We start from the raw sequence: 26,531 nt of genomic DNA, 5'->3' as shown, positions 1-26,531 counted from the left end.
CCGCGCGGTTGTCGCTGCCGACAGGGGAAGTGGCCTCTGCGGCCTTAGACGGCGAGGCGATGACGGCCCTTGGCGCGGCGAGCGGCGATGACCTTACGGCCGCCACGGGTGGCCATGCGAACCAGGAAGCCGTGGGTGCGCTTGCGACGGACGACGGAAGGTTGGTAAGTACGTTTCATTTTTCGTGCCCGAAAAGTTGAGTCAAACGCGCAATTTGATACGTTAACCCACTGTTTGTCAAGCACGTTTCGATATCCCCGCGCAAGCCCCCTGCGGGCCTGGGGTGAGGATGGCGTGCGCCGCCCGGCTGTCGGTCTGTACAAGCTGTGGATAAGTCTACGCCGGGAGGGTACAATACGCGTTTGGCCGGACCCCCTTGCGCGCATGTCCGGCTGCCCCGATCCCAGGTCGGAGCGCCCCCGTATAACGAGAATCCGCGCGCATTCCGCTGTTTACCAAACCCACCCGTAGATCGTGCCCGAAGCCTCATCGTCGTCCCAATGCGCCGCGTTCTGGACGCATTGCCTGAGCTGCCTGGAGCAGGAATTGCCCGCCCAGCAGTTCAAGACCTGGATCCTTCCCCTGCGCGTCGAAGAGCTGAGCGACGACGGGGTGGGGCTGCGTCTGGTCGCTCCGTCCAACTTCCATCGCCAGTGGCTGCGTGACCGCTACCTGCGGCGCATCGAGGAATTGGGCGAGGAGTATTTTGGTGGCCTGCCGACCATCGAGATCAGCCTGGCGCCCGCGGGCGGCCTGCGCCGTCCTCCCGTGCCGGCTGGTGCGCCAGCAGCCGCCGCACCGGCTGCGGCTGCTGTGCCCTCCCCTGCGGCCACGGCGGCGCCTGCCATCGCCACGCCGGCAGGCCTGCGTCCGGCCGCCCCGGAGGCCGGCACTTCCGCCGAAGTCGTCAACTACGACAAGTCGCGTCTCAACCCCGATTTCACCTTCGACACGCTGGTCACCGGCCGCGCCAACGACCTGGCCCGCGCCGCCGCCCTGCAGGTGGCCCAGAACCCCGGCGTGTCCTACAACCCGCTGTTCATCTACGGCGGCGTCGGCCTTGGCAAGACCCACTTGATCCACGCGCTGGGCAACTACGTCTTCAAGCATGACCCGAAAAAGGTCATCCGCTACGTGCACGCCGAGGACTACTACGCCGACGTGGTGCGCGCCTACCAGCAAAAATCCTTCGACGTCTTCAAGCGCTACTACCGCTCGCTGGACGTGCTGATCATCGACGACATCCAGTTCTTCAACAACAAGAACCGGACCCAGGAAGAGTTCTTCCACGCCTTCAACGCCCTCACCGAGGCCAAGAAGCAGATCATCATCACCAGCGACACCTACCCGAAGGACGTCCAGGGTCTGGAAGACCGCCTGATCTCGCGCTTCGACTGGGGCCTGACGGTACAGATCGAGCCGCCCGAGCTCGAGATGCGCGTCGCCATTCTCAAGAAGAAAGCCGAAGCCGAGCGCATCGACCTCAACGAGGACGTCGCCTTCCTGATCGCTAAGAACCTGCGCTCCAACGTGCGCGAGCTCGAAGGTGCCCTCAAAAAGGTGCTCGCCTTCGCCCGCTTCCATGGCCGCGACGTCAGCCTCGAAGTGGCCAAGGAAGCCCTCAAGGACCTGCTCAACGCGCACAACCGCCAGCTCACCGCGGAGTTCATCCAGAAGACCGTCGCCGACTACTACAAGATCAAGGTCGCCGACATGCACTCCAAGAAGCGCACCCGCGTCATCGCGCGGCCGCGCCAGGTGGCCATGTTCCTCGCCAAGGATCTCACTCCGATGAGCCTGCCGGCCATTGGCGAAGCCTTCGGCGGCCGCGACCACACCACCGTGCTGCACGCCTGCCGCACCATCGCCGAACTCCGTCTCGGCGACACCCAGCTCAACCATGATCTGCACGTCCTGACCCAGGTTCTGCGCGGATGATGATGAAACCTTTTGCCATCAAGATTGAAGGCCGGGTGCCCGCCGCCGGGCACCTGCCCCTGTAAAAACGATTCGGAGACCTCAGTCCATGCTGCTCTTCACTGCGCCCCGCGACGCCCTTCTCGCCCCGCTGCAATCGGTATCCGGCATCGTCGAGAAGCGTCACACCCTGCCGATCCTCTCGAACGTGCTGATCGAGAAGAAGGGTGAGTCCCTCACCCTCCTCGCCACCGACATCGAAATCCAGATCCGCAACAGCACCACCGCGGCCGACGGCGCCGACGACGTGGCGATCACCGTCGGTGCCCGCAAGCTGCAGGACATCCTGCGCGCCCTGCCCGACACCGCCGACGTCAGCCTCACGCTGGACGACAAGCGCATTACCCTCAAGGCCGGCAAGAGCCGCTTCCAGCTTCAGACCCTGCCCGCCGCCGACTACCCGCGCCTGGCCCCGCCGGAAGGCGAAGGCATCCACTTCACCACCACCCAGAAGGCTTTCAAGAAGCAGCTGGCGCTGGTGCAGTACGCCATGGCCCAGCAGGACATCCGCTACTACCTCAACGGCCTGCTGCTCGTCGTCGCCGGCGACACCTTGCGCATGGTCGCCACCGACGGCCACCGCCTCGCCTACGCCGCCTCCCCGCTGGTCGGCGACTTCGCCCGCACCGACGTGATCCTGCCGCGCAAGACCGTCGTCGAGCTCGCCCGCCAGCTGGCCGATTCCGACGAAGCCCTTGAGGTCACCATCGTCGGCAACCAGATCGTCTTCCGCTTCGGCCACATCGAACTCATCTCCAAGCTCATCGACGGCAAGTTCCCCGACTACGAGCGCGTCATCCCGCAAGGCCACCCCAAGCTGGTCAAGGCCAGCCGCCTGGCCCTGCTGCAGTCCCTGCAACGTGCCGCCATTCTCACCAACGAGAAGTTCCGCGGCGTGCGCCTGATGCTCTCCGAAGGCAGCCTCAAGCTGGTGTCCACCAACGCCGAGCAGGAAGAAGCCCTCGAAGAACTCGAAGTCGACTACTCCGGCGACAGCCTCGACATCGGCTTCAACGTCACCTACCTGCTCGACGTGCTGACCAACGTCGCCGCCAATGAGATCGAGATCCGCTTCAACGACGGCAACGCCAGCGCCCTCTTCGGCCTCGCCGACAACACCGACTTCAAGTACGTAGTCATGCCGATGCGGATCTGATCCGTCAAAACACCGTCCGACTGCGAGCCCCCGCAAGGGGGCGCCCTGCTGTACCCGCTGAACCGAGAACGCCATGTCCGATACGCCGCAACAACCCGCACCCGCCGACAACTACGACGAATCCAGCATCCAGCAGCTCGAAGGGCTGGAGGCCGTGCGCAAGCGGCCGGGCATGTACATTGGCGACACCTCCGACGGCACCGGTCTGCACCACATGGTCTTCGAAGTCGTCGATAACGCCATCGACGAAGCCCTCGCCGGCCACTGTGACGACATCGTCATCACCATCCACGCCGACAACTCCATCTCCGTCACCGACAACGGCCGCGGCATCCCCACCGGCGTCAAGATGGACGACAAGCACGAGCCCAAGCGCTCGGCTGCCGAAATCGTCATGTGCGTGCTGCACGCCGGCGGCAAGTTCAACCAGAACAGCTACAAGGTGTCCGGCGGCCTGCACGGCGTCGGCGTGTCCTGCGTCAATGCCCTCTCCAAGTGGCTGCGCCTCACCGTCGCCCGCGACGGCCACAAGCACTTCATGGAATTCAACCGCGGCCACGCCGTAGACCGCGTCATCGAAGTCGTCGACGGCGTCGAGACCAGCCCCCTGAAGATCATCGGCGACACCACCAAGCGTGGCACCAAGGTGCACTACCTCGCCGACGAAGAGATCTTCGGCACCGTCGAATACCACTACGAAATCCTCGCCAAGCGCCTGCGCGAACTGTCCTTCCTTAACAACGGCGTCAAGATCCGCCTGGTGGACCAGCGCAGCGGCAAGGAAGAAGACTTCGCCTTCGCCGGCGGCGTGTCCGGCTTCGTCGAATACATCAACCGCGCCAAGTCGGTGCTGCACCCCAGCGTCTTCCACTCCAGCGGCGAATCCATCCAGAACGGCGTGCCCATCACCGTCGAAGTCGCCATGCAGTGGAACGACAGCTACGCCGAACAGGTGCTGTGCTTCACCAACAACATCCCGCAGGCGGATGGCGGCACCCACCTCACCGGCCTGCGCGCCGCGATGACCCGCGTCATCAACAAGTACATCGAAGAACACGAGATCGCCAAGAAGGCCAAGGTGGACATCTCCGGCGACGACATGCGCGAAGGCCTCGCCTGCGTGCTGTCCGTCAAGATGCCCGACCCCAAGTTCGCCTCCCAGACCAAGATGAAGCTGGTCTCCGGCGAAGCCCGCCCGGCCGTCGAAGAAGTCGTCGCACAAAAACTCGCCGACTTCCTGCTCGAACGCCCCGCCGACGCCAAGACCATCTGCGGCAAGATCGTCGAAGCCTCCCGCGCCCGCGAAGCCGCCCGCCGCGCCCGCGAAATGACCCGCCGCAAGGGCGTGCTCGACGGCGTCGGCCTGCCCGGCAAGCTCGCCGACTGCCAGGAAAAAGACCCCGCCCTGTGCGAAATCTACATCGTCGAGGGTGACTCCGCCGGCGGCTCCGCCAAGCAGGGCCGCGACCGTAAGTTCCAGGCCATCCTGCCGCTGCGCGGCAAGGTGCTCAACGTCGAGCGCGCCCGCTTCGACAAGCTCATCAGCTCCGAGCAGATCACCACCCTCATCACCGCCCTCGGCACCAGCATCGGCCCCGAAGACTTCAAGCCCGAAAAGCTGCGCTACCACCGCATCATCCTGATGACCGATGCGGACGTGGACGGCGCGCACATCCGCACCCTGCTGCTCACCTTCTTCTACCGCCAGATGCGCGAGCTCGTCGAGCGCGGCCACATCTACATCGCCCAGCCGCCGCTCTACAAGATCAAGCACGGCAAGAACGAGATGTACATCAAGGACGACAACGAGCTCAACGCCCACCTGCTCAAGCTCGGCCTCGAAGGTGCCGCCCTCACCCCGCGCGACGGCGCCGATCCCATCCACACCGACGCCCTCGGCGGCCTCGCCCGCACCTACCTGCTGGCCGAAGCCGTCATCCGCCGCCTCGCCGACTGGATCGACTCCTCCGTCCTGCACGCCCTGCTCGCCAACGACCTGCCCCTGTCGCTGGACGACGAAGCCGCCGCCCGCGACTCCGCCGCCCGCCTGCAGGCCGCCGTCGGCACCGCCGTCACCATCGAGGCCCGCCACGACGAGGCCAGCGAAGCCTGGACCCTCGAAATCGCCCGCATGCACCACGGCAACCGCAAGCTCAGCCGCATCGATGGCGACTTCCTCAACGCCGGCGACTACCGCACCATCCGCCAGGCCACCGAGTCCATCTCCGGCCTCATCGGCCCCGGCGCCGTCATGCGCCGCGGCGAAAAAGCCCAGGCCGTCACCAGCTTCGCCGACGCCATCCGCTGGATGCTCAATGAAGTCGAACGCGGCATCTCCAAGCAGCGCTACAAAGGCCTCGGCGAAATGAACCCCGAGCAGCTGTGGGAAACCACCATGGACCCCGCCGTCCGCCGCCTGCTCCGCGTCCAGATCGACGACGCCATCGCCGCCGACGAGATCTTCACCACGCTGATGGGCGACAACGTCGAACCCCGCCGGGCCTTCATTGAAGAGAATGCGCTGTATGCGCGGAATATCGATGTGTGATATCACCACCGAGTGATACCAGCATCGCAGCGTAAGTCAGTATGAAAAGAGCTCCTCAGGGAGCTTTTTTCATAATTAAACCCAGCGTCTATTCACCGCGATTAGCTTCCAGGCTTCCGACATGAACGATTTTGAATTTACCCCGGAAGAGCTCTTGCAGCAGCTGCGCGAACTGGACGAACACCCGCGCATAGAGGCAAAGCGGGGAAGTGAGATTGGTGGATCTGCCATGCAGACCGTTTGCGCCTATGCAAATGAGCCCGGGCTGGGGGGCGGATATTTGGTGCTCGGTATTGCAGAACCGGACGAGGTTCATCCGGAATTCTGGGTGGTCGGCGTTACGGCTAGCGACAAGCTGCTCAATGATCTCCAGGCCAATTGCCGGGATCAGTTTGAACAGCCGATTCCGGTCAAAGCCAAGGCGGCTTTGCTTGAGGGTAAGCGTGTGCTGGTGATCTTTGTCCCGGAACTGGAGCCCGGGGCCAAGCCGTGTACTTTCAAGGGCAAATTCGACAGCAAGAACAAGAAGAAAACGGGTATCTGGCGACGCGGTCTGAATGGCGATTACGAGTGCGGCCAGCTAGAGCTGGGGCCCATTCTGCTGGCAAAAAGCGGTCTTGGATTTGAACAGCTCGTGCCCGGAGATGCGGAATGGGACGACCTTGATCCTTCTGCCATCAGCCTGTATCGAACCCTCCGGCAAAAGGTGCGGCCACATGCCGAAGAACTGCTTGCCGATGACCCGGATATGCTGCATGCGCTCCACTTGGTAAGGCGAAAGGACGGCACATGGGTGCCCAATGTCGCCGGGTTGCTGCTGCTCGGCAAGCCTCTGGCCCTGCGCCGTTTATTGCCAGCCATGCGGGTGGATTATGTGCGGATCAATGGTACCCAGTGGGTGGAAGATCCGGACCAACGTTTTGCCACCACACTCGATATCCGCGAACCCTTGATCCGGCTGATTCCCAAGCTGGAAGCCAGCATTCTCGACGACATGCCCAGGCATTTTCGTTTGCGGGAGGGGGATACGCAGCGCAGCGACGAGCCTCTCCTGCCCCAAAAAGTCATTCGGGAGGCCATCGTCAACGCGGTGATGCACCGCGACTACCAGGTCAATCAGCCCATCTTGGTTGTGCGCTACAGCAACCGCCTGGAAGTCCGCAATGCAGGCTACTCGCTCAAGCCGACTGCAACATTGGGTGAAATGGGCTCCATCCAGCGCAATCCATACATTGCCTCGGTTCTCTACGATCTGGACTTTGCAGAAACCAAAGGATCAGGTATCCGCACCATGCGGCGCCTTCTCCAGAAGGCCGGGCTGACAGCACCCGTGTTTGCCAGCAGCAGCCAGAGCAATCAGTTCACGGCAACCTATCTGCTTCACCAGTTGCTGGATGCCGATCAATTGCGCTGGCTGCAGCAACTCACTCACCTGGATCTGAGTGATGATGAAGCCAAGGCGCTGATATTGGCCCGGGAGACCGGTGCTGTAGACAATGCCGGTTTGCGAGCCATTACTGATCTGGATACGCTGGCCGCAAGCCAGGTCTTGCGCAGACTGCACCATCAGCGTCAGCTGCTGGCACAGGGCGGCGCCGGGTCCGCAACGTACTACCAGCTACGGGATCTGCCCGACTTGCCTCTGTTTGAAGGTCCAAACACAGGTGAGCTTCCATCAAATACAGGTGACCTTCCGCCAAATACAGGTGACCTCCCATCAAATACGGGTGACCTCCCCCAGGAACTTCACGACGCCATCGCTGCGCTCGGCCCTAAAGCACGCAAGGACAAGCTCTGGCCGCTGATCGTCTGGCTGTGCGCGATCAGACCCCATAGTGCCGAGCAGCTGGCATCCCGATTGGGGCGGCAGGTCAAGGCGCTCAAGTCCCCGCATCTGAATGCACTGCGTGAGCAGCAGGGGTGGCTTCAATACACCCACCCGGAGGTGGTGAACCATCCTCAGCAAGCCTACGTCGTTACCGATGCAGGTCGGGCCTGGCTCGCCCAGATATCCGTTACGTGAGCGCAACGCCATGCATGCGATGAGCGAACTGATCCTCTACCAGACCGACGACGGACAGGCCCAACTCAAGCTGCGGGCCCAAGATGGCAGCGTCTGGCTCACCCAGCTCGAAATTGCCGAGTTGTTCGCCACCACCAAGCAGAACGTCAGCCTGCATATCAAGAACATCCTCGCCGAGGGGGAACTGGCCCCCGAAGCAACCGTCAAGGAATCCTTGACAGTTCAAACCGAGGGCGTGCGCCAGGTTCAGCGCAAGACCCAGCTCTATCGCCTCGAAATGATCCTGGCCGTGGGCTACCGGGTCAAAGGCGTGCGTGGCACCCAGTTTCGCCAATGGGCCACGACCTACCTCGCCGAATACCTCGTCAAAGGCTTCGTCATGGACGACGAGCGCCTCAAGAACCCCGGCGGATGGGATTACTTTGACGAACTGCTGGCCCGCATCCGCGAAATCCGGGCCTCCGAAAAGCGCTTCTATCAGAAAGTCCGCGACCTCTTCGCCCTCAGCGCCGATTACCAGGCCAGCGACAGCCAGGCCCAACTGTTCTTCGCCGAAGTGCAGAACAAGCTGCTCTACGCCGTGACCCAGAAGACCGCCGCGGAGATCATCATCGACCGGGCAAAGGTCGACGTCCCCAACATGGGCCTGATGACCTGGAGCGGCAACCGGGTGCGCAAGCAGGACGTCATCGTGGCCAAGAACTACCTCTCCACCGATGAAATCGACACCCTCAACCGCCTCGTCGTCATCTTCCTCGAACAAGCCGAACTACGCGCCAAGCAGAAGCAGCAACTCACCCTGGACTACTGGCGCAAGAACGTGGATCGCCTGCTGGAATTCAACGATTACCCGGTACTGCAAGGCACCGGCAGTCGCTCAGCCGAACAGGCCAAGACCGTCGCCTTTGAGCGCTACGATTTGTTTGATGCCCAACGGAGGCATGGGGATGCAGTTGCGGCGGATCTGGAGGATCTGGAGGATCTGAGGATGCTGGAGAAGGTGGAGAAGGAGATGAAGGGCCGGAAGGAAGGCTAGGTTCGGCCGAGGGGTAGGGTATTCAGGCCAGGTCAGCCATACGAGTCTCCACACAGTAGCTGAACAATGGATCGCCACGGATTTGCCCTCGAATAGAAATATCGGTAAAGCGTGAGACGCTCATGTGAGCGTTCTAGTGAACAAGCTATAAGCATGATGTCATGCGAACCTCACCTGAGGCTCGAGTCTCATACAAGCATTGCCAAGTCCTGTTCAATAAAATGAATCAGTCGCGGCGCCAGCAGCCCGCTGACCTTCACCATTCCTGACGCGCTAAAGGAAAGCAATCCCTTTACTCCACCATAAATCAATTCGTAGCTTGCAGAGTCCGTCTTGTGGAGGACTCCATCTAGGACAGTAAGCTTTTCCGGAGTGATACCCTCCTTTGAGCTGAACTCCATCCGAGCTAGAAGATCTTTACCTAATACGACATCGGTAACTTTGAGACCGATGAGCTTGGTAACTTCGCTGCTCTCAAACACTGAAGTTGGCTTGTTCTTTGCGAAGGTGATTGGTTTGCAGGTAAAGCCCAGCCCGAGCAAGGATTCGAGTGCATTTAGAAGGTCCCGAATACTACGCCCAGGGCTCTCGATGCGAAGGAATGTTTCATCGTTTATATTTAGAATGGCGAAGTCTGTAAAGTTAACTGTGGCAACCTCTTGATAGTGAGGTACGCCTTCATCATCCAGCTGCGTGACGACAACCTTCGACCTCCAGAGAAATCGATAGAGTGTTTGCCCCAAAACGCCTGTAACTGTCGTGAAACCTTGATTGGTTTCTAGCCCAAGTGGGTTTTTCTCAAATACCACCGAAAGGTCAGGAGTTCCATTTGGAAGCTGAATGCGAAACCATCTGCATCTAAGTTGCATATCAATCTCCCGATGGCCCGCCAATTTCGTCACTGAGCTGTTTTACCAAGGCCCTAGCTTTTTCTTCGATAACACCTGAGATTAATTCAATTTCATGCTTATACGGTGCTCGCCGTCTGCTAGATAACAGCCCCTCTTCACATGGGTACACGCCGCTCAGGATGAACGAAAATCCAGTGCAATCCCTAGGATTGGTGAACATTGCTTCGATGGCGTACGCGTGTTCAGCTCCCCCCTTTTCGCGTGCTTCCCAAGATATCTTGGTAATGTAGTAGTCATCCTCATTAAGCAGGTCATTGAGGATGTCAGACCGGGTTACCCCATTTCCTCGAAGGGCTACGCGCTCAACATGTGTTTCAGTTTCCACGGCTTCTTCGTCATTTCCATTATTCTCATCTGACACTAGCGGGTCAGGTTTGGCTTTAAAAACATAGACAGCGGTAACGTCTGTACGGGTATAGCCCTGCAGACCAGATGCAAGTTCATGGAAGAATTTTGAGCGAAGTCGAGCAGAAGGGACTCCAAATAAGGAAATAGTCACTTTTTGGAGCGTCGTATCAGCAGCTGTCTCGAGCTTTTTAATCAAAACCTGAGTAACATTATTCACGAATTCGTTGTGAGTGTTACGAACCGTGAATCCTTCCTCGGTTTCGAGGAGCTCGATGGTTCCGTCCCGTTCCTGCCGCTGGGCAAATTCACTGACCCGGTAGTCGACTGTTGAATATTGAACGGTGAGGCTGACCTTTCCATTCTCCTTGTGGATTTGGACGACTTCACCATTCTTTTCTAGTTCTTCCTTGAGTTGTTTAACGGCGACATCTAAGTGGTCTTTGGTTACTTCGCCATTTACATCCATCGAGGTAATCCGCTCGCGCCTAGGTGCAATGCCAAGTCGCCCAGCAATATCTCTGTGGTCCTGGTAGTCATGTATCTGCCTGGAGAAGTAAACCGCAAGACTTTCTCGCGGGGTCTTCTTACTGACAATGATATTCCGTCGCTCAAACAGCTTTATGATGGTTGGAATGTCGACCTTGTGTTGATTGAGGGCATCAAAGACGTTTTTGTCTGAGGCATAGTAAAGAGAGGGGCCGTAATTGCTGTTTTTCATTCGCGCCATCCCATGTCGCCTGGATTGTAGGTATTGGTTACCGCAGTTATACGGTCAATCTTAATGTTTCTAAGGATGGCCTCTCGTGCTGGATCAAAGCCCCACGCACGTGCGTACTTCTTCTTTGCCTTTTCAAACACTGTTTTGAGGTCATCAATAGCCGTACTATCGACAACCCTAATACGTATCGACTGACCGACTTCCAGCATTTGGTAGCGAGACAGGCAGTCTAGAAAATATTCAAACTCTTCGGATGATCCGCCTGGTCGGTTGTAGTAAATCAAGTATCCAGCGGAGCAATTGGAGTCGGTGCCACCGTGTCGAATAATGAGATATGGGCCAGTCATCGACTCAATGGTTGCTGCTTGTTTGGAGCCATCTCCATGCCGCCGAACCATCACTTGATCCGGATAGTGGTAGGTGTACTCCTTCGGAAGCTCATCATTGCTCTGTAGGCGAATAATGTCATTCCCAATACTATAGAGCCTCTGTATATCGGCTGGGCCTAAGTAGTGAATGATTGCCCCAGCCGGCAGAGGTAGGTTCTGTAGGTCCATCTTACTGATGGCTTCTTGAAACGACTGAGTATATTTGTTGTCGTGATTGTGAACAAAGAGCAATCCTCGAACTTCGTGAGCCTCATCCTCAAGCACTGAATATTTATCTCGCCAGTAATCGGACTCTTGAGCGCAATCTATAGTCATACTTAGCGACTTGAATGCGCCACGTAGTTTTGTGCTCGTGATACTTGTCTTCGAGTAACTCTTTAGGTCTGTATGTAAATAGATTGTTTTTCCAATGTAAGGGTCGATATATGAGAAAACTACATCGCCAGGGTGTGTCTCTTTAGGTTTTCCAATTCTTCCCTCCCCCCTCTTTGGTTCGCTCTTGTGTTCGGGGTTGGTGCACTTGAAATTGTCGTCATGTTTTGGATGTGTGTCCCAGAGGAAATACTTGAAGATGTCTTTTGATAGGCTCTGGGCGATTTCGCCAATATTTATTGTTTCAGCCACTATGTCCTCCTGATGTCGCTACGTTTCCGTGGCTGATCACTATTTGTTGTGAAAGCGAAATGGATTGTGGATGCAATTACATTTCCTTAAAGAAAATTTATGCCAGAACATAATCCAATTAATTTGAAATTTTTGACTGCTTTAGTTCCATTGAGTCGCCTGCATGTCGCAGAAACTGGGTGACCGTGCCGAAACGCAGTCATAGAGTGCTTCTCCTCTGCCTCTGATTCATTCTGTGAGCGATGTTGTGCATTTGCGCTAGAGCGGCAAGCAGTGAAACGAACTGTCGCATGGTGTCTCAATGGGAGGATATGAACCTGTAGAGGTATCTGTTAAGGATATTTCCACGATCGCAGCCCGAACGCTGTGGCGTTCTTCACTTCCCGCATGGCATCAAGCGAGATTGAAATAATCTAATTGACATGTTCTACGCCCCTCTCCCAGAATCCCCTTCGCACAATTTTGTGCCAATGTCATGAATCAACAAGCCGAGAAGGAGCGAGAGGATGACCCAGAATGTGATTTCACTGCCGCTGTCTGCGGAGCAGATCGACCTGGTCCAGAAGGCCCTGGAGGTGCTGGAGCAGCAGTTGGCGGGTTTGATTTCCCTGTCAGTGGATCAGCGCCGTGAGCTGAGCAAGATGGGGCCGAAGTCGGAGATGTTTGCGCGCAAGGCGTATGACGTGATTGCCCAGTCTCCGGAGATCCTGCCGGGGACTTTCGATCTGAAGGAATTTGGCGCGGACATCCAGGCGCTGGATCGCCTGCGTCCGGTGCTGGCCCGTCTGACCGCGCTGACCCAGCGCGGGGAGGACACCGAGATGGCGCTGGGCAGCGACATCTACGCTGCGGCCTTGGAGGCTTACCGTTTTGCGAAGCTCGCGGGCAAGGGCACGGCGCTGGATGAACTCCGCGCTCAGGCGTCGACGCGTTTCAAGGGGCAGGGGCGGCGTCGCGATGAAGAGGGTGCGGTTCCAGCCTGACGGTCCTCGCTCGGGGGGAAGTGCGCGAAGCCCGGATTGAAACCCGTGTTGCTCTGAGCGGCACGGGTTTCAATTTTTGGGGAGCCCGCTTCCTCCGGACCTGAACGTGTTTCCATCAGGGGGAAGCCAGTCCATGTCGCAGCCTCGAGCGCTCCGCTCGGAGGGAAGTGGGCTTCAATCGCAGGATCAAAAGTTCAGCGCTGAGGGAGGCGGGCTGGAATCACGGGGTCAAAAGTTCAGCTCCGAGGGAAACGGGCTTCAATCACGGGATCAAAAGTTCAGCTCCGAAGGAAGCGAGTTCAAGTCCCGGCATCAAGCGTTCGGCTCCGGGCATCAAAGGTTCCAGTCGGAGGGGCGAGCGTTCATGTCAGGCGCGTTTTATCCGGTTTTATCTTGTTCAGGATAAAACCGGATAATTGGGGCGAATCGCCAGTTGGCTGGGATCGCCGCAAATCTTGACCCCCGCCGTACCTCAGGCCGATACTCCGCTCGTCACCTAAACAATGGTGACCGGGATTGGAACCCCGGATCGACATAGGCCGATACGATTAGGCCGCGCCATGCGCGGTTTTTTCTATTGGTGCATGGCTGCGTCCATCCTATGGCGGGCCGTGCGGGGCAGCCGTGAGGCTGGCCGGTTCCTATGTCCCGGTAGTTCCAACCCCGTACGGTTCCGCCGCCCTCATTGGAACGAGAGCGCGGAAATCCATATCGCAGACATAGGAGCTATCACCATGCACCACCGCGCAACGGGCCCGGTCGCCCGAGCCCCGTCTTATCAATGCTGCCCGCGCAACATCGTCGCCATGCCGACATGTCATCCGGCCGTCATCGGAAGGGGCGTCGCATGAGTACTCCGATGGAATTTCCCGCAACGGCCGATCCGCTCTACCTGCTCAACGACGAGGTTGGTACTTTGGCCCTCACCGACCAGCTTTCCGCCCGTCAGGCCCAGCTCCAGGCCTTGCTAGCCGTGACTTTCGGCAGTTCGGGGGACGCCTTCCGGCGTCTCAGTCCCACCTATCAGGACAATTACCTGTGGGCCTGCGCGATGATTGCGGAGGAGGTCCAGGAGTTGTTCAAAGCCTTGCGGGCGCGGGGGCGCGCTTAGGGGATCGGCCGGGCCAGGGGGCAGGTGTTCCCTGCCGTTGCGTACGTCGTGCTGGTTGGCGTCGTAAGGGCGCACTTGCTCCATAAAGGGCTGGGACGCTCTACCAAGATGAGCGTTCGGCTACTTTCCGACCTCATACCGCAGTTCAACCATGCCCGTCCCCATCTGACGAACTGAAGCCAGTTGCAGCCTTGGGCTCAGCACACGGCGTGGGAAGACCTGTTTCCCCTTGCCGAGGGTCACGGAGCCGATCTGGATGATGATTTCATCGAGCAGGCCGGCGTCATGGAACTGGCCGGCCAGGTCGCCACCGCCGACGATCCAGATGTTCTTTGGCCCGGCGGCGGTGCGCATTTGCTCGTGCACCTCGCGCACGTCGCCTTTGACGAAACGGACGTCCGCTCCTTCAATGGCGGGGAGCTGGCGGGTGGTGAATACCCAGACGGGCTGGGTGTAGGGCCAGGGGGAGCCGGTTTCGGCGGCCACCTGGTCGGCGTTGCGGAGCATCCATTCATAGGTGGAGGAGCCCATGGCCAGCGCGCCGACTTCCGCGATGAAGGCGGGATAGCTGGACGCGTTCAGATCGCCGAGGGGAAACAGCCATTCCAGTGAGTCATCCTCGGTGGCAATGAAGCCGTCGAGGCTTGAGGCGGTGTAGTACTGGGTCTTCATGATTCTGGTCACCTCTTGCCAAAGGCATTGTGCTGCACCTGATTCAAGGCTGCCGGCGAGAAGGACGCGCGGCACACGGCGGAAATTACTCTCATGTGATAATTTCGCCCACTTTCTTGCACGGAAGATCCACATGGAATCCCTGCTCGTCCTGCTGGCGTTTGCCTTTGTCATTGCGCCCATCGTGCTGCTGTTCCTGGTGATCGGCGCCCGCCGCCGGCTGGGGGACCTGGAGCAAAAGGTCCTGATGCAGGAGGAGCGGATCCAGCAGCTTTATCGTCAAGCCAGTGCAGCCCGTACGGCTGAGCCCTCCGAGGCGCCCGTCGCCTGGCCTGCCGAAGCGTCCGTTGCCGCGCCGCCCGGCGACGCCGCGGCCGCCGTCCCTGCCGAGATCGACTACGGCCCGGTGTTCGTGCCGGCGCTGCCGGGCCCGGAGCAGGCTCCGCTGGTGGAGGCCGCGACCGCGCACGATCCGGAGCCGGCAATGATTCCTGGCCCAGCGGAGCCGCCCGCCGAGCCCGAGCCCGTCCGCCCCGCAACGCCGCCGGAACCCTACGAGCCGGCCCCGCCACCGGCCTGGCTGCTGGCTGCCAAGGCCTGGCTGTTCGGTGGCAACCTGGTCGCCAAGGTCGGCCTGCTGATTCTCTTCTTCGGCATCAGCTTCCTGCTCAAGTACGCCGCGGCGCGGGTTTCGGTGCCGATCGAGCTGCGTCTGGCCGGCATCGTGGTCGCCGACATTGCGCTGTTGCTGTGGGGCTGGCGCATCCGGGAAACCCGCGCGTCGATCAGCCTGCCGGTGCAGGGCACGGCCCTCGGCATCCTGATGCTGGTGACCTTCGGCGCCTTCCGCCTGTACGACCTGATTCCGGGCGGCCTGGCCTTCGCGCTGCTGTTCGTGCTGACCTTGTTCACCTGCCTGCTGGCCGTCCTGCAGGATGCCGTCTGGCTGGCGGTATTCGGCATCGTCGGCGGCTTTGCGGCGCCGATCCTGACGTCCACCGGGCAGGGCAGCCATATCGGCCTGTTCTCGTACTACGCGCTGCTCAACGCCGGAATTCTGGCCATCGCGCTAGAGCGTTCGTGGCGGCTGCTCAACCTGCTCGGCTTCGCCTTCACCTTCGTGATCGGAACGGCCTGGGGCGTGCTGCGCTACACGCCGGAAAACTATCTGTCGGTGCAGGGCTTCCTGATCCTGTTCTTCGTCTTCTACGTCGCCATCGCCATCCTCTACGCCCGCCGCCAGGCGCCGCGCCTCAAGCACTATGTGGATGGCACGCTGGTCTTCGGCACGCCCTTGCTGGCCTTCGGCCTGCAATACGGCATCGTCCGCGACACGCCCTTCGGCCTGGCCTTCTCGGCGCTGGCGCTGGGGCTGTTCTACACCGGCCTGACGGCGGCCCTGTGGCGGCGCCGCGGCGACACGCTGAAGCTGCTGGTCGAGTCCTTCCTCGCCCTCGGCATCGTGTTCGGCACCCTGGCCATTCCGTTTGCCCTCGATGGCCGCTGGACCTCGGCCGCCTGGGCGCTGGAAGGGGCCGGCATCGTCTGGGTCGGCCTGCGCCAGAAGCAGACGCTGGCCTGGGTGTTCGGCGTGCTGGTGCAGGTCGGGGCGTGGGTGTCCTACGTGGTATCGATCAGCGGCTTGCAGCCGGAAGTCGCCGTCCACTCCAATCTGTGGCTCGGCTTCCTGCTGCTGGCCGGTACCGGCTTCGTCATGGCGATGAATTTCCGCAAGGGAAGCCGCGCCGACGCCGCCGAAGGGGCGTCCGTTCCGTTTGCCGCCACGCTGGCCACCGTCTTCCTCTTTTTTGCAGCACTCTGGCTGCTGGCCGGCGCCTGGCTGGAAATCTACCTGCACGGCAGCACGCAGGCCCACACCTTGTATGTGCTGAGCGCGATGGTGGTTGCCGCCATCCTGGGCTTGATCGCCGGCCGGCTGGAATGGAGCGTTGCACGCCATTTCGCCCTGTTGCTGCAGGTGCTGGCTGGCCTGGTCTTCCTCCAGGTGCTGGACTTCGGTATCAGCGCGTCAGGGGACGTTGTCAGCGACAACCTTCTCGACACCGGCTTCCTCGGTGGCCTTCTTCTTGCACTGGGCGCGGGTTTCAGCAGCCTGAGCTTTCAACGCCAGCCGGAAGGCCGCTACCGCCAGCATTCCCGCATCCTGCTCGGCTGGGCCGGCTTCTGGTGGTTTGCCTATGTGCTGGGCAGCCTCAACGGCTGGGGGGCGCATATTCTCGATAGCCGTAACCTGTTCAGCGAAGCCGTCTGGCCGCCCGTCCATCCCCTCTATTGCCTCTTCCTGGCGCTTACCGCACCGCTCTTCGTCCGTCTGGCCGGGCACTGGCAATGGGGCGAATTGCGCTGGTTCGCGGCGGCCGTGTGGCCGGGCCTGCTCCACGCCACGTTGCGGATTCTCCAGCAGCTCGACGCTTACCTCGTCATCCCAGCCTGGCCGGTGTGGCTGGCCTTTGGCGCGCTGTGGGTTACCAGCGAATGGCTGCTGCGGGACGCGGATCTCACCGGCTGGCTGCTGCCGGAACGGCAGCCCCGTTTGTTGCGGGTGCTGCACACCCTGCGCACGGTCGGGCCCTGGCTCATCCTGTGGCCGCTCGGGCACCACCTGGTCATCCTGGGCCTGCAGGCCGATTCGCCGGAACAGGCCGAACTGCTGGCTGCGGGCGGCTGGTTCACCGCCGGCAGCTGGGCGCGCTACCTGCCGGCCTGGGCAATGATGGCCTACGTGGCGCTGTTGATCCCCCGCGCCCGCAGCGAACGCTGGCCGACTGCGCCGATTGCCGGCTGGTACCGGGACGTGCTGATCCCCTTGGGCACGCTGTGGTCCGTCGGGGTGGCCGTGATCTGGAACTTCACCCAGAACGGCCTGATGGCGCCCTTGCCCTATCTGCCGCTGCTCAACCCCCTCGATCTCACCACCGGCTACGCCGCGCTGCTTGCCGTGGCCACCTGGCGGCTCACCGCGGGCGGCGAACGCAGGCTGCCGGCTTGGCTGCCGCAAGGCGCGGCCTGCGCCGCCTACCTGTGGTTCAACCTGATGCTGTTGCGCAGCGCCGCGTACTTCCTGGACATCCCGTACCAGATGGAGCCGCTGTTCCGCTCGCAATTCGTGCAGGCCATGCTGTCGCTGGTATGGAGCGCCACGGCGCTGGTGCTGATGCGTTTCGCCGCCCGGCGCCTGCTGCGCACGCCCTGGATGGCGGGGGCCGGGTTGCTGGTGCTGGTCATCGGCAAGCTGTTCTTTGTGGACCTCTCCAACGTCGGCGGCATCGAGCGTATCGTGTCCTTCCTCGGCGTGGGCATCCTGATGCTGGTCATCGGCTATCTGGCCCCATTTCCCACCCAAGCCACCGAACCCACCGAACAAAAGCCGTCCGTCGCGCCATGACAGCCATGCTCCCTCCGCGAGTCCTTGTCTTCCCCGCTTTTCTGCTGGCGGCCAGCCTCGCTGCCCCGGCCGTGACGGCGTCCACGGCGGTGAAATCGGACACCCCCGCGGACTACGCCTACGCGCTGCCTTTGCAGGTCAACAGCAAGCAGGGCGTGGTCGGCCTGCGCCTGCCGCAGACGGTTTATCTCAAGGCGCGAACGGCCGAACTCGATGATCTGCGGGTCTTCGATGCGCGGGGCGTGGCCCAGCCGCATGCCTTGTATCGCCCGCCGGCGGAACAGCAGGCCCGGCGCGGCATGCTGGCGGCGAGCATCTTTCCGGTGCGCGGTGGCGTGCCTACGGCAGCCGGTCGCGCGCTGATCGATATCGACATCCAGACCCGCCCCGACGGCAGCGTGCAGTCGGTACAGGCGCGGACCGGCCGTGTGCCGGACCGTGACCGGGCCGCGCTCAGCCACCTGATCCTGGATTTCGGTCCGGCGGCCAAGGGCGACGGGAACGATCCGCTGCGTATCGAAGCCCTGCGTTTCAGCGCGCCGAAGGAGCAAAGCAGCTACAGCGCCGAGGTCTGGCTGGAAACCAGCAACGATCTCAAGCAATGGCACACCGCCGGCGTCGCCGAGCTGAGCTGGTTGCGCAATGACAGTGCCCAGACCCTGGCCAGCGACCGCCTCGAATTGAGTCCGCAGTCCTTCCGCTACGCGCGCCTGAGCTGGCAGCGGGGCGAGCCGATCGTGTTTCCGGCCATCGAAGCGGAAACGCTCAAGCCGCAAAGCAGCGAGCCGCTGCGCGAAACCCTGTGGATCAAGCCCGTCGCCGGCAAGCAGGCCGGCGATCTGGTTTACCCGGCGGGAATCGCTTTGCCGGTGGAGCAGTTCAGCCTCGGGCTGCGGGAGGCGAACATTGTCTATCCGGTGGCCTTGGGCGCCTACGTCGAGCGCCCCAGCCGCCAGGCCGGCAAGACTACCGATTGGGTCTTTCAGCCGAGGACCCAGGCCACCTTCTACCAGATCACCCAGGACGGCCAGACCCGCCGCTCGGGCGCCGTGGGCATCGGCCTCGGCCATCAGCGGGAGTGGGTGCTCCGGCCCTTGAATGCCGCCGCCACCGCGCAACCCGAGCTCGGACTGTCGTGGCAGGCGGCGACGCTGATCTTCCTGGCCGGTGGCACGCCGCCCTATACCCTTGGCTTCGGCCGCAGCGATGCGATCCCGGCCAACCAGGCACTGGACCAGGTGGCACCGGGATTCACTCCGGCCGAACTCCAGCGGCTGGAGCAGGCGCAGGTCGGCGAGCTGAAGGTCGGCCGCAGCGATGCCGCCGAGGCCAGCGCCGCCAGCCAGGCCGCCGCAGCGGCACGGCAGCGCACTTACATCCTGTGGGGCGTGCTGCTGCTCGGCGTCGCCATCCTAGGCGGAATGGCCTGGCGGCTGGTCCGGCAGATGAACGCGGGCAAGGAAAGCTGAGGCGGACGGGGCTGTCCGGTCAAGCCGCAACCAGGCGCGTTCCCCGGGGGTATTCCGGCGCGGCGGGCCAGGATGGCTGGTTGAAGCCCGGCGGCGTACCGGGTATCGTCGCCTGATATGTAAATGTATTCCGGGTGCTGGAGGTGGGAGATGAGTGGCAACGCCGTGGTTGATATCGTCATCGTGACGTGGAAGACCCCCGAGCTGACGTGTCGATGTGTCGGCGATGTCCTGGGAAAGATTGATGCCGAAGGGATCGCAGCGCACGTCTACGTTGTGGATAACGATTCGCAGGATGGCACGGTGGAGGCCCTGCAATCGCGTTTCCCTGGCATTACGGTGATCGAAAATGATCGCAATGCCGGTTTTTCGGTGGCCAATAACATGGCGATCCGGCGTTCTTCGGCTCCGTTTGTACTCTTGCTGAACTCCGATGCGTTTCTGGAGGCGGGCTGTCTGACTGGGCTGCTCGCCGTCATGCAGGGCGATCCGGGGGTGGGCGCGGTGGGGCCCCGTTTGGTGCTGGCCTCCGGAGAGTTCCAGCATTCGGTAACGCAGATCACGTCGCCCTGGTCACAACTGGGTTGCTTGCTGGCGTTCCATTTTCCGCCGTTTGACCGCTTCTTCAGAAAGGTCTTTTACGGCAACCGGGATGTCTTGATCGCAGGTGAGGCGCCGCGGGATGTGCCGCTCATGTCTGCCGCCTGCCTGCTGGTCCGGCGCGAGGTTTTTGCCCGGGTTGGCCTGTTGCCCGAGGACCGCTTCCTGTATTCCGAGGAAGATGACCTGTTTTTCCGGATGCGTCGTGCCGGGTTCCGGAGCGTCTATCTGCCGTCCGCGCGCGCCCTGCATTTATGTGGGGAAAGCTCGCGGGGGCGGGCGGAGGTGGTGCGCAGCGACGATCATTTCACCCGCTCACGCCTGAAGTTCCTGTTCCAGCATTATCCGCAATACCGCTTTTTCACGTTCGCCACGCATTGGCTGTTTTATTCGTGGAGCAGTTGGCTGTGCAAGCTGAAGTGCCTGTTGAGAGGCAGTGAAAGCGACGGGATTTATTACGCCAATGCGCGCCTGCTGGTGAACATCAGCGTGGCAGAGTACGCGCGGATCAAGAACGGAAAATAGCGTCGACCACCGCGCGCGCCTTCATTTCGCCGGGTCAAGCCGCGATGAGGCGCAGCACGGTGATTTCCGACGGGGCGCCAAAGCGTTTCGGTGGCCCCCAGTAGCCGGTGCCGCGGCTGGTGTAGACCTGTAGTCCGCCGTGCCGGTGCAGGCCGGCGGTGAAGGGCTGTTGCAGGGGCACGAAGAAATTCCACGGCCAGAACTGGCCGCCGTGGGTGTGGCCGGAGAGCTGCAGGTCGAAGCCGGCGGCGTCGGCGGCGGCAGCCGAACGGGGCTGGTGGGCCAGGAGGACGCGCAGCAGATCCGGCGGGCTGCCGGCCAGCGCCGCCTGCGGGTCGCTGGCGTGGGCGGCGTCGAAGGCGCCGGCGGAATAGTCGGTCACCCCGGCCAGCACGAAGCGGCCGCCGCGGTGGTTGATGACGACGTGGCGGTTGTGCAGGCCGTGCAGGCCGATGCGTTCGAACTCGCGCATCCAGGCCGTGGCGCCGGAATAGTATTCGTGGTTGCCGGTCACGAAATAGCTGCCATGCCGGCTCAGCAGGCCTCCCAGCGGCGCGGTGTCGGCGCGCAGTTGGTCGACACTGCCGTCGACCACGTCGCCGGTAATCGCGACGAGGTCGGCATCGAGCGCATTGACGCGGTTCACGATGGCCTGCACGTAGTCGCGCTTGATCGTCGGTCCGACGTGGATGTCGCTGAGCTGGACGATGGTGAAGCCGGCCAGCTCCGGCGGCAGATCGGCCAGCGGAATGTCGATGCGGACCACGCCGGCCACGCGCCGGGCATTGACGAAGCCGACCACGCTGAACAGGCTGGCCAGCCCGACGACGGCCAGCGCCGTCGGCTCGGCCAGCGACGGCGCATCGGCGACCAGCAGGCCGGCATCGCGCAGCACCGTCAGCACTAGCAGCGAGGAAAACAGGCCCATCGCCAGACTGCCGAGCCAGGACAGCCGGTCGGCCAACGCTTGGTTGGCTACGACGAAGCGCCCCAGCAGGCCGAGCGGCACGAGGCCGGCGGACAGCACCAGCCCGCCGATGGCCAGCGCCAGGCCGGCCGGGCCGAGGTCCAGGGGCGGCAGCAGGCGCCAGCCGATGTAGGCGTGCAGGGCGCCGATGAGGGGCAGCATGCGCCACAGGGCGCGGCGCAGGTGGCTTGGCAGCAGTGTCCGGCCGCTAGCCGGCCGTATCTCGGTTCGGGTCTGGGGCATGGCTTGCGTTTCTTTCTTGTCTCGTTTCAGGCTTTGTCGGTGTTGTCGCCGGTGTTCTCAGGCGCCTCGGCCTTGGTGGGTGCGCCGCAGCGGCCCCAGCGGCTGTGGAAGCGTCCCTTGAGCTGCTGGCGCTCTTCCGGCGTCAGGCTTTCCCACTGGGCCCGGCGCTCGCGCCAATGGCGGTGGCAGCCGCCGCGCAGGCCGCCGAAGAGGATCCGGCTGAGCACCAGCACGCCCAGCGCCTGCCAGTAGCCGATGCGCGAGACGCCGGCAAACAGGTCGGGTAGCAGGCAGTTCCACAGTTCCATGACGACCCAGGTGAGGGCGCCGATACCAGCCACTGCCAGCAGGCCGATCTTGATGCAGCGTGACACGCAGCTGGATTTCTCGGTAGAGCAATTCATCTTGGTGGTTTCCCGTTCAGTTTCGTTCGTCGTAAAGGGGCTGGAGGCGTTCGCGCAGGTGCAGCACCGCCTGGCGCTTCCAGCCGAGCAAGGTGTTCAGCGGGACGCCGCTGTCGGCTGCCATGTCCTTGAAGCTGCGCCCGTCGATCTCGTGGCCGATGAAGGCGTCGCGCGGCCCCGGGGGCAACTCGTCGAGGGCCGCCGCGATGGCCTCCAGCCACAGCCGCCGCAGATGCGCCGCCTCCGGGCCGCCGTCGCTGGCCGGCAGGGCGTTGTCCAGCCAATGGGCGTCGTCGTCGTCATCCTCGGCTGCGGCAAGCGGCAGGGGTTCTTCGTGCCGTTTGCGGAAGCGGTCCACGATGCGGTTGCGCGCCACCCGGAACAGCCACGCGCCCACCTGCTCGATCGGCTGTGGCAGGCGCCAGGCCTGGACCAGCTCGAAGAAGACATCCTGCAGGATGTCCTCCGCCTCGCCCGAGTCCGGCACCCGCTGACGGATGAAGCTGCCCAGCCGCCCGCTTTCGCGGGCGATGGTCTCGGTCAGGCGTCGGTCCTGCTCGGCCATCGGGCGGCTCTCTTCGTGGGGCAGAGGAAGTGAAAACGATGCGTCCATGCCTGGGTAGACGAACGGCAGGCGCGGATATTGTGGGGTGAGGAAAAAATAGTTGGGGGCATGCGCGTGTGCCTGGGCTCAGGCCTGACCCTGCGCCAAAACCCCTATTGCCGGCTTACCACATCCCACGTCAGCCCGAACTTGAGCAGGTACTTGCGTAGGCGGTCGGCGTCGTTGACCACGGCGCGCTGGTTGCGTGATTGGTCGAAGAGCCGGCGGCCGGCGTCGGAAAGTGTTTGCGATTCCTGGCAGATACGGATGACGGCTTCGAGTTGCAGGCGGTCGAAGAGGTCCAGTCTGCTGGCGACCTCTGCCGGCAGCCGTGCATCGAGGTCCCCATCGCGCATCTGCCGTGCTTCTGCCGATTGCCATTGCCACTGGAGCCGCTGGATTTCGGCATCGACCAATCCTGTTGAAATCCGACCCCCGTCGGCCAGTGTCGCCATGCGCGTCACGCTGGCCGAGAGGTCGCGGAAGTTGCCGCGCCAGGGGGCTTCCGCTGATCGGGCGAAGCGGAGGTAGCGTGCCTTGGCTTCGGTGTTGAATCGAACGGCGCGGCCGGCGTCGCTGGCCGCTTGCGTGAGCAGGTGGTCGATGTTGGGTTCGATGTCCTCGGGGCGCTGGGCCAGGCCCGGCAGCGTGTAGGTCCATAGGTTGATGCGCGCGAACAGGTCTTCGCGGAAGCGGCCCTGGGCCACGTCGATGCGCAGGTCCCGGTTGGTGCCCGTGATCAGCTGGAAGTCGCTGCTGACCTCGCGGTCGCTGCCCACCGGCAGGAAGCGCTTTTCCTCTACGGCTTTGAGCAGCATGGCTTGTTCGTCCAGCCCCAGCTCCCCGATCTCGTCGAGAAACAGCACGCCCTGGTGGGCCGTGCGCAGCAGGCCGGCGCGGTCGGCGGTCGCGCCGGTGAACGCGCCCTTTTTGTGGCCGAACAGTGTCGACGCCGCACCGTCGCCGCGCAGCGTGGCGCAATTCACTTCAACGAAGTCCCCCTGTACCTGGTGCCGTGACTTCTTGAGCTCGAACATGCGCCGCGCGAGGTGCGACTTGCCGGCTCCGGTGGGACCGGTCAGCAGGATGGGCGCCCGGGAGCGCACCGCGACGCGCTCGATCTCTTCGATGAGCGCATTGAAGCGCTTGTTGCGGGTGGGGATGCCGCTCTTCAGAAACGCCAGGGCTTCCGTATGCGCCTGGCTGAAGCGTTGGGCCAGCACGTCGTAGCGGGAGAGATCCAGGTCGATCAGCGTGTAGCTGCCCGGATTTCCGGGCCCCTGCTTCCTGGGCGGCGCGGTCTGCAGCAGTACGCCCGGAATGAAGCGCGACTCCACCATCAGGAACATGCAGATCTGTGCCACGTGCGTGCCGGTGGTGATGTGCGCCCAATATTGCTCGTGGGCCGGGTCGAAGCGGTAGCTCCGCGCCCAGTCGTAGAGGGCCGCATACATCTCGCCGAAGTCCCAGGGGTCGGCAAGGTCCATGCGCACCAGGTTCACGACGGTGTCGGGCGATGCGTTGGCAATGTCGCGCACCAGGGTCTGGGCCAGCGCCTCGTACTTCGTCGCGTAGAACAACTCCATCCGGTCGATCAGCGTGTCCTCGTGCTGAACGAGGGAGATCGTCGGGCGCCACTTCTCCCACCGACCGGCCCCCAGGCCCGAGTCCAGCTGGGTGCCCATGAATCCGATCACGACGTTCTTCTTGGCCATATTCATTCGTATAAATAGCTAGTCAAAATTCTAGCGCATGTATAGCCATCTAGAATTTTGAAAGCCATCTGGTCTTTTGTTTTGTTGGATTTATTCGCTTTTAGATCAGTGTCTTGTGATTTATTTATCCAGAATTCAGAAGTGCTGGCACACCCATTGCAAAGAAGAGAGCATGAACAACGGGTTGAATGCATAGAGGGGAACGCCATGGTCAACACGCAGCTTTTCCAGACATTCAAGGGAGCCTTGCCGCCCTCTGCGACGGCGTGCAACGCCGAGCAGGCACCGGCCTACGCCTTCAGTGCCCGGCATCAACTGGCACAGCTCGCTGCCACCGGATGCCTGAGCCCGACCTTCTATGCCAACGGGGAAGACCAGCTCGACCGGGTGATGGCGCTGGTCCGGGAAGTGGATGCGTCCTTCGTCGCGAGAACTGCGATCTACGCCCGCGAGTCCGGCCACATGAAGGACATGCCGGCCCTGCTGGCGGCCAGCCTGGCCGTGCGCGACGTCGCACTGCTGAGCCAGGTGTTCTCCCGCGTGGTGGACAACGGCAAGATGCTGCGCAACTTCGTGCAGATCCTGCGCAGCGGGGCCGTGGGGCGCAAGTCGCTGGGAACCCGCCCGAAGAAGCTGGTGCAGCACTGGCTGCTGACGGCCACCGAGAAGCAGTTGTTGAACGCTGCCGTGGGTAATACGCCTTCGCTGGCCGACGTGGTCAGGATGGTTCACCCCAAGCCGGCCGAGGCCTGGCGGGCGGCCTGGTTCGCATGGTTGATCGGCAAGCCGGTCGATGAAGCGGCGCTGCCGCCCATCACCCAGGCCTTCGAGCGCTTTAAGCGCGAAAGCGCGCAGGGTGTCCTCGCCGACGTGCCGGATGTGCCGTTCCAGATGCTGACGGCTCTGGCCTTGGGGCCGACTCAATGGGCGCAGATCGCCCGCTCGGGCTCGTGGCAGATGGTGCGTCAGAACCTGAACACCTTTGCCCGGCACGGTGTGTTCGATCTTCCCGGCATGGCCGAGGCGGTCGCCGCCAGGTTGAGCGACGCACAGGCGGTGGCAAGGTCGCGGGTGATGCCGTACCAGTTGCTGGCGGCCTTCAAGGCCGCTGGCGAGGCCCTGCCCGCCGTGGTCCGCGATGCGCTGCAGGATGCGTTGGAGCTTTCGCTGGCCAACGTGCCCAGCCTGCAGGGGCGGGTGGTGGTGTGCCCGGACGTGTCGGGTTCGATGAGTTCGGCCGTGACCGGCCAGCGCGGTTCGGCAAGCTCCTGCGTCCGCTGCATCGATGTGGCCGCGCTGGTGGCGGCGGCAGTGCTCCGCAGGAATCCGTCGGCCCGGGTGCTGCCGTTCGAGCAGGATGTGGTGAAGCTGTCGCTGAATGCACGGGATTCGGTCATGACCAATGCGCAGGCCCTGGCCAGGATTGGGGGCGGTGGGACCAGCTGCAGTGCGCCGCTGGCGCTGCTGAACCGCGAGCGTGCGTCGGTGGATCTGGTGATCCTGGTCTCGGACAACGAGTCCTGGGTCGATGCCCGCCGGCGCGGCGCGACGCAGACCCTGCGCGAGTGGGAAGTGCTGAAGCGCCGCAACCCGGAGGCGCGCCTGGTGTGCATCGACATCCAGCCGACGGCGACCACGCAGGCGGCCGAGCGTCACGACATCCTGAATGTCGGCGGCTTCTCGGATGCGGTGTTCGCCATGCTGGCGAACTTCGCCGCCGGCAAGATGGACGCCGGGCATTGGGTCGGCGAGATCGAGAACGTGTCGTTGGCCGCGCAGTAGGGCCACGATCAAACGAGTAACAAGCGTCCCGGACGAATGCGGTGCGGCTCTACATCCAAAACGGAGTCTCACCAACTGTTTGTCGTCACGGGGGCTGGCGGGTCATGCGCGAATGCTGGCAGGACTACATCGGGAGCCGCGGGGTTCGAATCCCCAGCCGGGAGACCGGCCTGGCATTGTCTTGCCGACTCTTGTCGCGCGCTTTTGAGATGTCTTGTTGCGAATGCAGGCGGAACTACAGCATGTAACGCTCGGTGTCGCGGGTTCGAATCCCGCCGGCTCCAGATCAGGGGGGCCGTAGCTCAGTGGTAGAGCACGAT

General features: G+C 62.3%; 20 protein-coding genes. 11 read left to right on the top strand and 9 right to left on the bottom strand.

The annotated features are described in order from the left end of the window. Positions 1 to 44 precede the first annotated feature (44 nt). Positions 45 to 179, bottom strand: a complete 135-nt coding sequence (gene rpmH / locus AC1PPK_RS03625; protein WP_079434516.1) for a 50S ribosomal protein L34 — start codon at positions 177 to 179, stop codon at positions 45 to 47. 295 nt (positions 180 to 474) lie between these two features. Here rpmH and dnaA point away from each other — a divergent pair, with 295 nt between their 5' ends. From dnaA to AC1PPK_RS03600, 5 genes are all read left to right on the top strand, one after another. Beyond that, complete coding sequence (gene dnaA / locus AC1PPK_RS03620; protein WP_481116491.1) at positions 475 to 1,938, top strand: chromosomal replication initiator protein DnaA; 1,464 nt, start codon at positions 475 to 477, stop codon at positions 1,936 to 1,938. Between the two features lie 88 nt (positions 1,939 to 2,026). Continuing rightward, entirely contained in the window at positions 2,027 to 3,133 is a 1,107-nt protein-coding gene (gene dnaN, locus AC1PPK_RS03615) for a DNA polymerase III subunit beta (RefSeq protein ID WP_481116490.1), read from the top strand. Between the two features lie 73 nt (positions 3,134 to 3,206). Then, positions 3,207 to 5,681, top strand: coding sequence for a DNA topoisomerase (ATP-hydrolyzing) subunit B (gene gyrB, locus AC1PPK_RS03610; protein ID WP_481116489.1), 2,475 nt, complete (start codon positions 3,207 to 3,209; stop codon positions 5,679 to 5,681). 121 nt (positions 5,682 to 5,802) lie between these two features. Further along, positions 5,803 to 7,704 (top strand): ATP-binding protein, encoded by a 1,902-nt coding sequence (locus tag AC1PPK_RS03605; RefSeq protein ID WP_481116488.1) that lies wholly within the window; start codon positions 5,803 to 5,805, stop codon positions 7,702 to 7,704. 19 nt (positions 7,705 to 7,723) lie between these two features. Beyond that, a complete protein-coding gene (locus AC1PPK_RS03600) occupies positions 7,724 to 8,740 on the top strand; it encodes a virulence RhuM family protein (RefSeq protein ID WP_481116487.1) in 1,017 nt (338 codons plus the stop codon). A gap of 188 nt (positions 8,741 to 8,928) precedes the next feature. Here AC1PPK_RS03600 and AC1PPK_RS03595 read toward each other — a convergent pair whose 3' ends face one another. Genes AC1PPK_RS03595 through AC1PPK_RS03585 form a run of 3 tightly spaced genes read right to left on the bottom strand, consistent with a single transcriptional unit; the run spans position 8,929 to position 11,730 of the window. Then, positions 8,929 to 9,609 carry a hypothetical protein gene (locus AC1PPK_RS03595; protein WP_481116486.1) on the bottom strand — a complete coding sequence of 227 codons (681 nt, stop codon included), beginning with the start codon at positions 9,607 to 9,609 and terminating at the stop codon, positions 8,929 to 8,931. A gap of 1 nt (position 9,610) precedes the next feature. Further along, positions 9,611 to 10,717 (bottom strand): hypothetical protein, encoded by a 1,107-nt coding sequence (locus AC1PPK_RS03590; RefSeq protein WP_481116485.1) that lies wholly within the window; start codon positions 10,715 to 10,717, stop codon positions 9,611 to 9,613. Further along, on the bottom strand, positions 10,714 to 11,730 hold the full coding sequence (locus AC1PPK_RS03585) for a PD-(D/E)XK nuclease domain-containing protein (protein WP_481116484.1): 1,017 nt from the start codon (positions 11,728 to 11,730) through the stop codon (positions 10,714 to 10,716). The genes AC1PPK_RS03590 and AC1PPK_RS03585 overlap by 4 nt, the downstream gene beginning before the upstream one ends. A 506-nt stretch (positions 11,731 to 12,236) precedes the next feature. On the opposite strand from AC1PPK_RS03585, the gene AC1PPK_RS03580 reads away from it, so the two are divergent. Together AC1PPK_RS03580 and AC1PPK_RS03575 are read left to right on the top strand one after the other, a co-directional pair. Beyond that, positions 12,237 to 12,713 (top strand): hypothetical protein, encoded by a 477-nt coding sequence (locus tag AC1PPK_RS03580; protein ID WP_481116483.1) that lies wholly within the window; start codon positions 12,237 to 12,239, stop codon positions 12,711 to 12,713. Positions 12,714 to 13,572: 859 nt separating this feature from the next. Continuing rightward, positions 13,573 to 13,824: a hypothetical protein gene (locus AC1PPK_RS03575; RefSeq protein WP_481116482.1), complete on the top strand. Its 252-nt coding sequence runs from the start codon at positions 13,573 to 13,575 to the stop codon at positions 13,822 to 13,824. Positions 13,825 to 13,944: 120 nt separating this feature from the next. On the opposite strand, the gene AC1PPK_RS03570 is transcribed toward AC1PPK_RS03575, so the two are convergent. Further along, the gene (locus AC1PPK_RS03570; protein ID WP_481116481.1) at positions 13,945 to 14,631 is read right to left on the bottom strand and encodes a dihydrofolate reductase family protein; all 687 of its coding nucleotides are present in this window, start codon (positions 14,629 to 14,631) and stop codon (positions 13,945 to 13,947) included. Between AC1PPK_RS03570 and AC1PPK_RS03565 the strand changes: the two genes are divergently transcribed. The 3 genes from AC1PPK_RS03565 to AC1PPK_RS03555 all read left to right on the top strand — a co-directional run bounded on the left by AC1PPK_RS03565 (position 14,630) and on the right by AC1PPK_RS03555 (position 20,496). After that, positions 14,630 to 17,902: a DUF2339 domain-containing protein gene (locus AC1PPK_RS03565; protein ID WP_481116480.1), complete on the top strand. Its 3,273-nt coding sequence runs from the start codon at positions 14,630 to 14,632 to the stop codon at positions 17,900 to 17,902. The two genes, AC1PPK_RS03570 and AC1PPK_RS03565, sit on opposite strands and share 2 nt — an antisense overlap. Positions 17,903 to 17,907: 5 nt before the next feature. Continuing rightward, positions 17,908 to 19,371 (top strand): DUF3999 family protein, encoded by a 1,464-nt coding sequence (locus tag AC1PPK_RS03560; protein ID WP_481116479.1) that lies wholly within the window; start codon positions 17,908 to 17,910, stop codon positions 19,369 to 19,371. 150 nt (positions 19,372 to 19,521) lie between these two features. After that, entirely contained in the window at positions 19,522 to 20,496 is a 975-nt protein-coding gene (locus tag AC1PPK_RS03555) for a glycosyltransferase family 2 protein (RefSeq protein WP_481116478.1), read from the top strand. Positions 20,497 to 20,530: 34 nt separating this feature from the next. On the opposite strand, the gene AC1PPK_RS03550 is transcribed toward AC1PPK_RS03555, so the two are convergent. From AC1PPK_RS03550 to rtcR, 4 genes are all read right to left on the bottom strand, one after another. Next, positions 20,531 to 21,706, bottom strand: a complete 1,176-nt coding sequence (locus tag AC1PPK_RS03550; protein ID WP_481116477.1) for a metallophosphoesterase — start codon at positions 21,704 to 21,706, stop codon at positions 20,531 to 20,533. Positions 21,707 to 21,732: 26 nt separating this feature from the next. Continuing rightward, a complete protein-coding gene (locus AC1PPK_RS03545; RefSeq protein ID WP_481116476.1) occupies positions 21,733 to 22,110 on the bottom strand; it encodes a hypothetical protein in 378 nt (125 codons plus the stop codon). Positions 22,111 to 22,126: 16 nt separating this feature from the next. Next, a complete protein-coding gene (locus AC1PPK_RS03540; protein WP_481116475.1) occupies positions 22,127 to 22,675 on the bottom strand; it encodes an RNA polymerase sigma factor in 549 nt (182 codons plus the stop codon). Between the two features lie 152 nt (positions 22,676 to 22,827). Beyond that, positions 22,828 to 24,435: an RNA repair transcriptional activator RtcR gene (gene rtcR / locus AC1PPK_RS03535; protein ID WP_481116474.1), complete on the bottom strand. Its 1,608-nt coding sequence runs from the start codon at positions 24,433 to 24,435 to the stop codon at positions 22,828 to 22,830. A gap of 201 nt (positions 24,436 to 24,636) precedes the next feature. On the opposite strand from rtcR, the gene AC1PPK_RS03530 reads away from it, so the two are divergent. Beyond that, positions 24,637 to 26,211: a vWA domain-containing protein gene (locus AC1PPK_RS03530; protein ID WP_481116473.1), complete on the top strand. Its 1,575-nt coding sequence runs from the start codon at positions 24,637 to 24,639 to the stop codon at positions 26,209 to 26,211. Positions 26,212 to 26,531: the final 320 nt, after the last annotated feature.

It is taken from the genome of Zoogloea sp. JDB1, from assembly GCF_056724025.1.
This window is presented reverse-complemented; position numbering and strand designations above follow the sequence as displayed.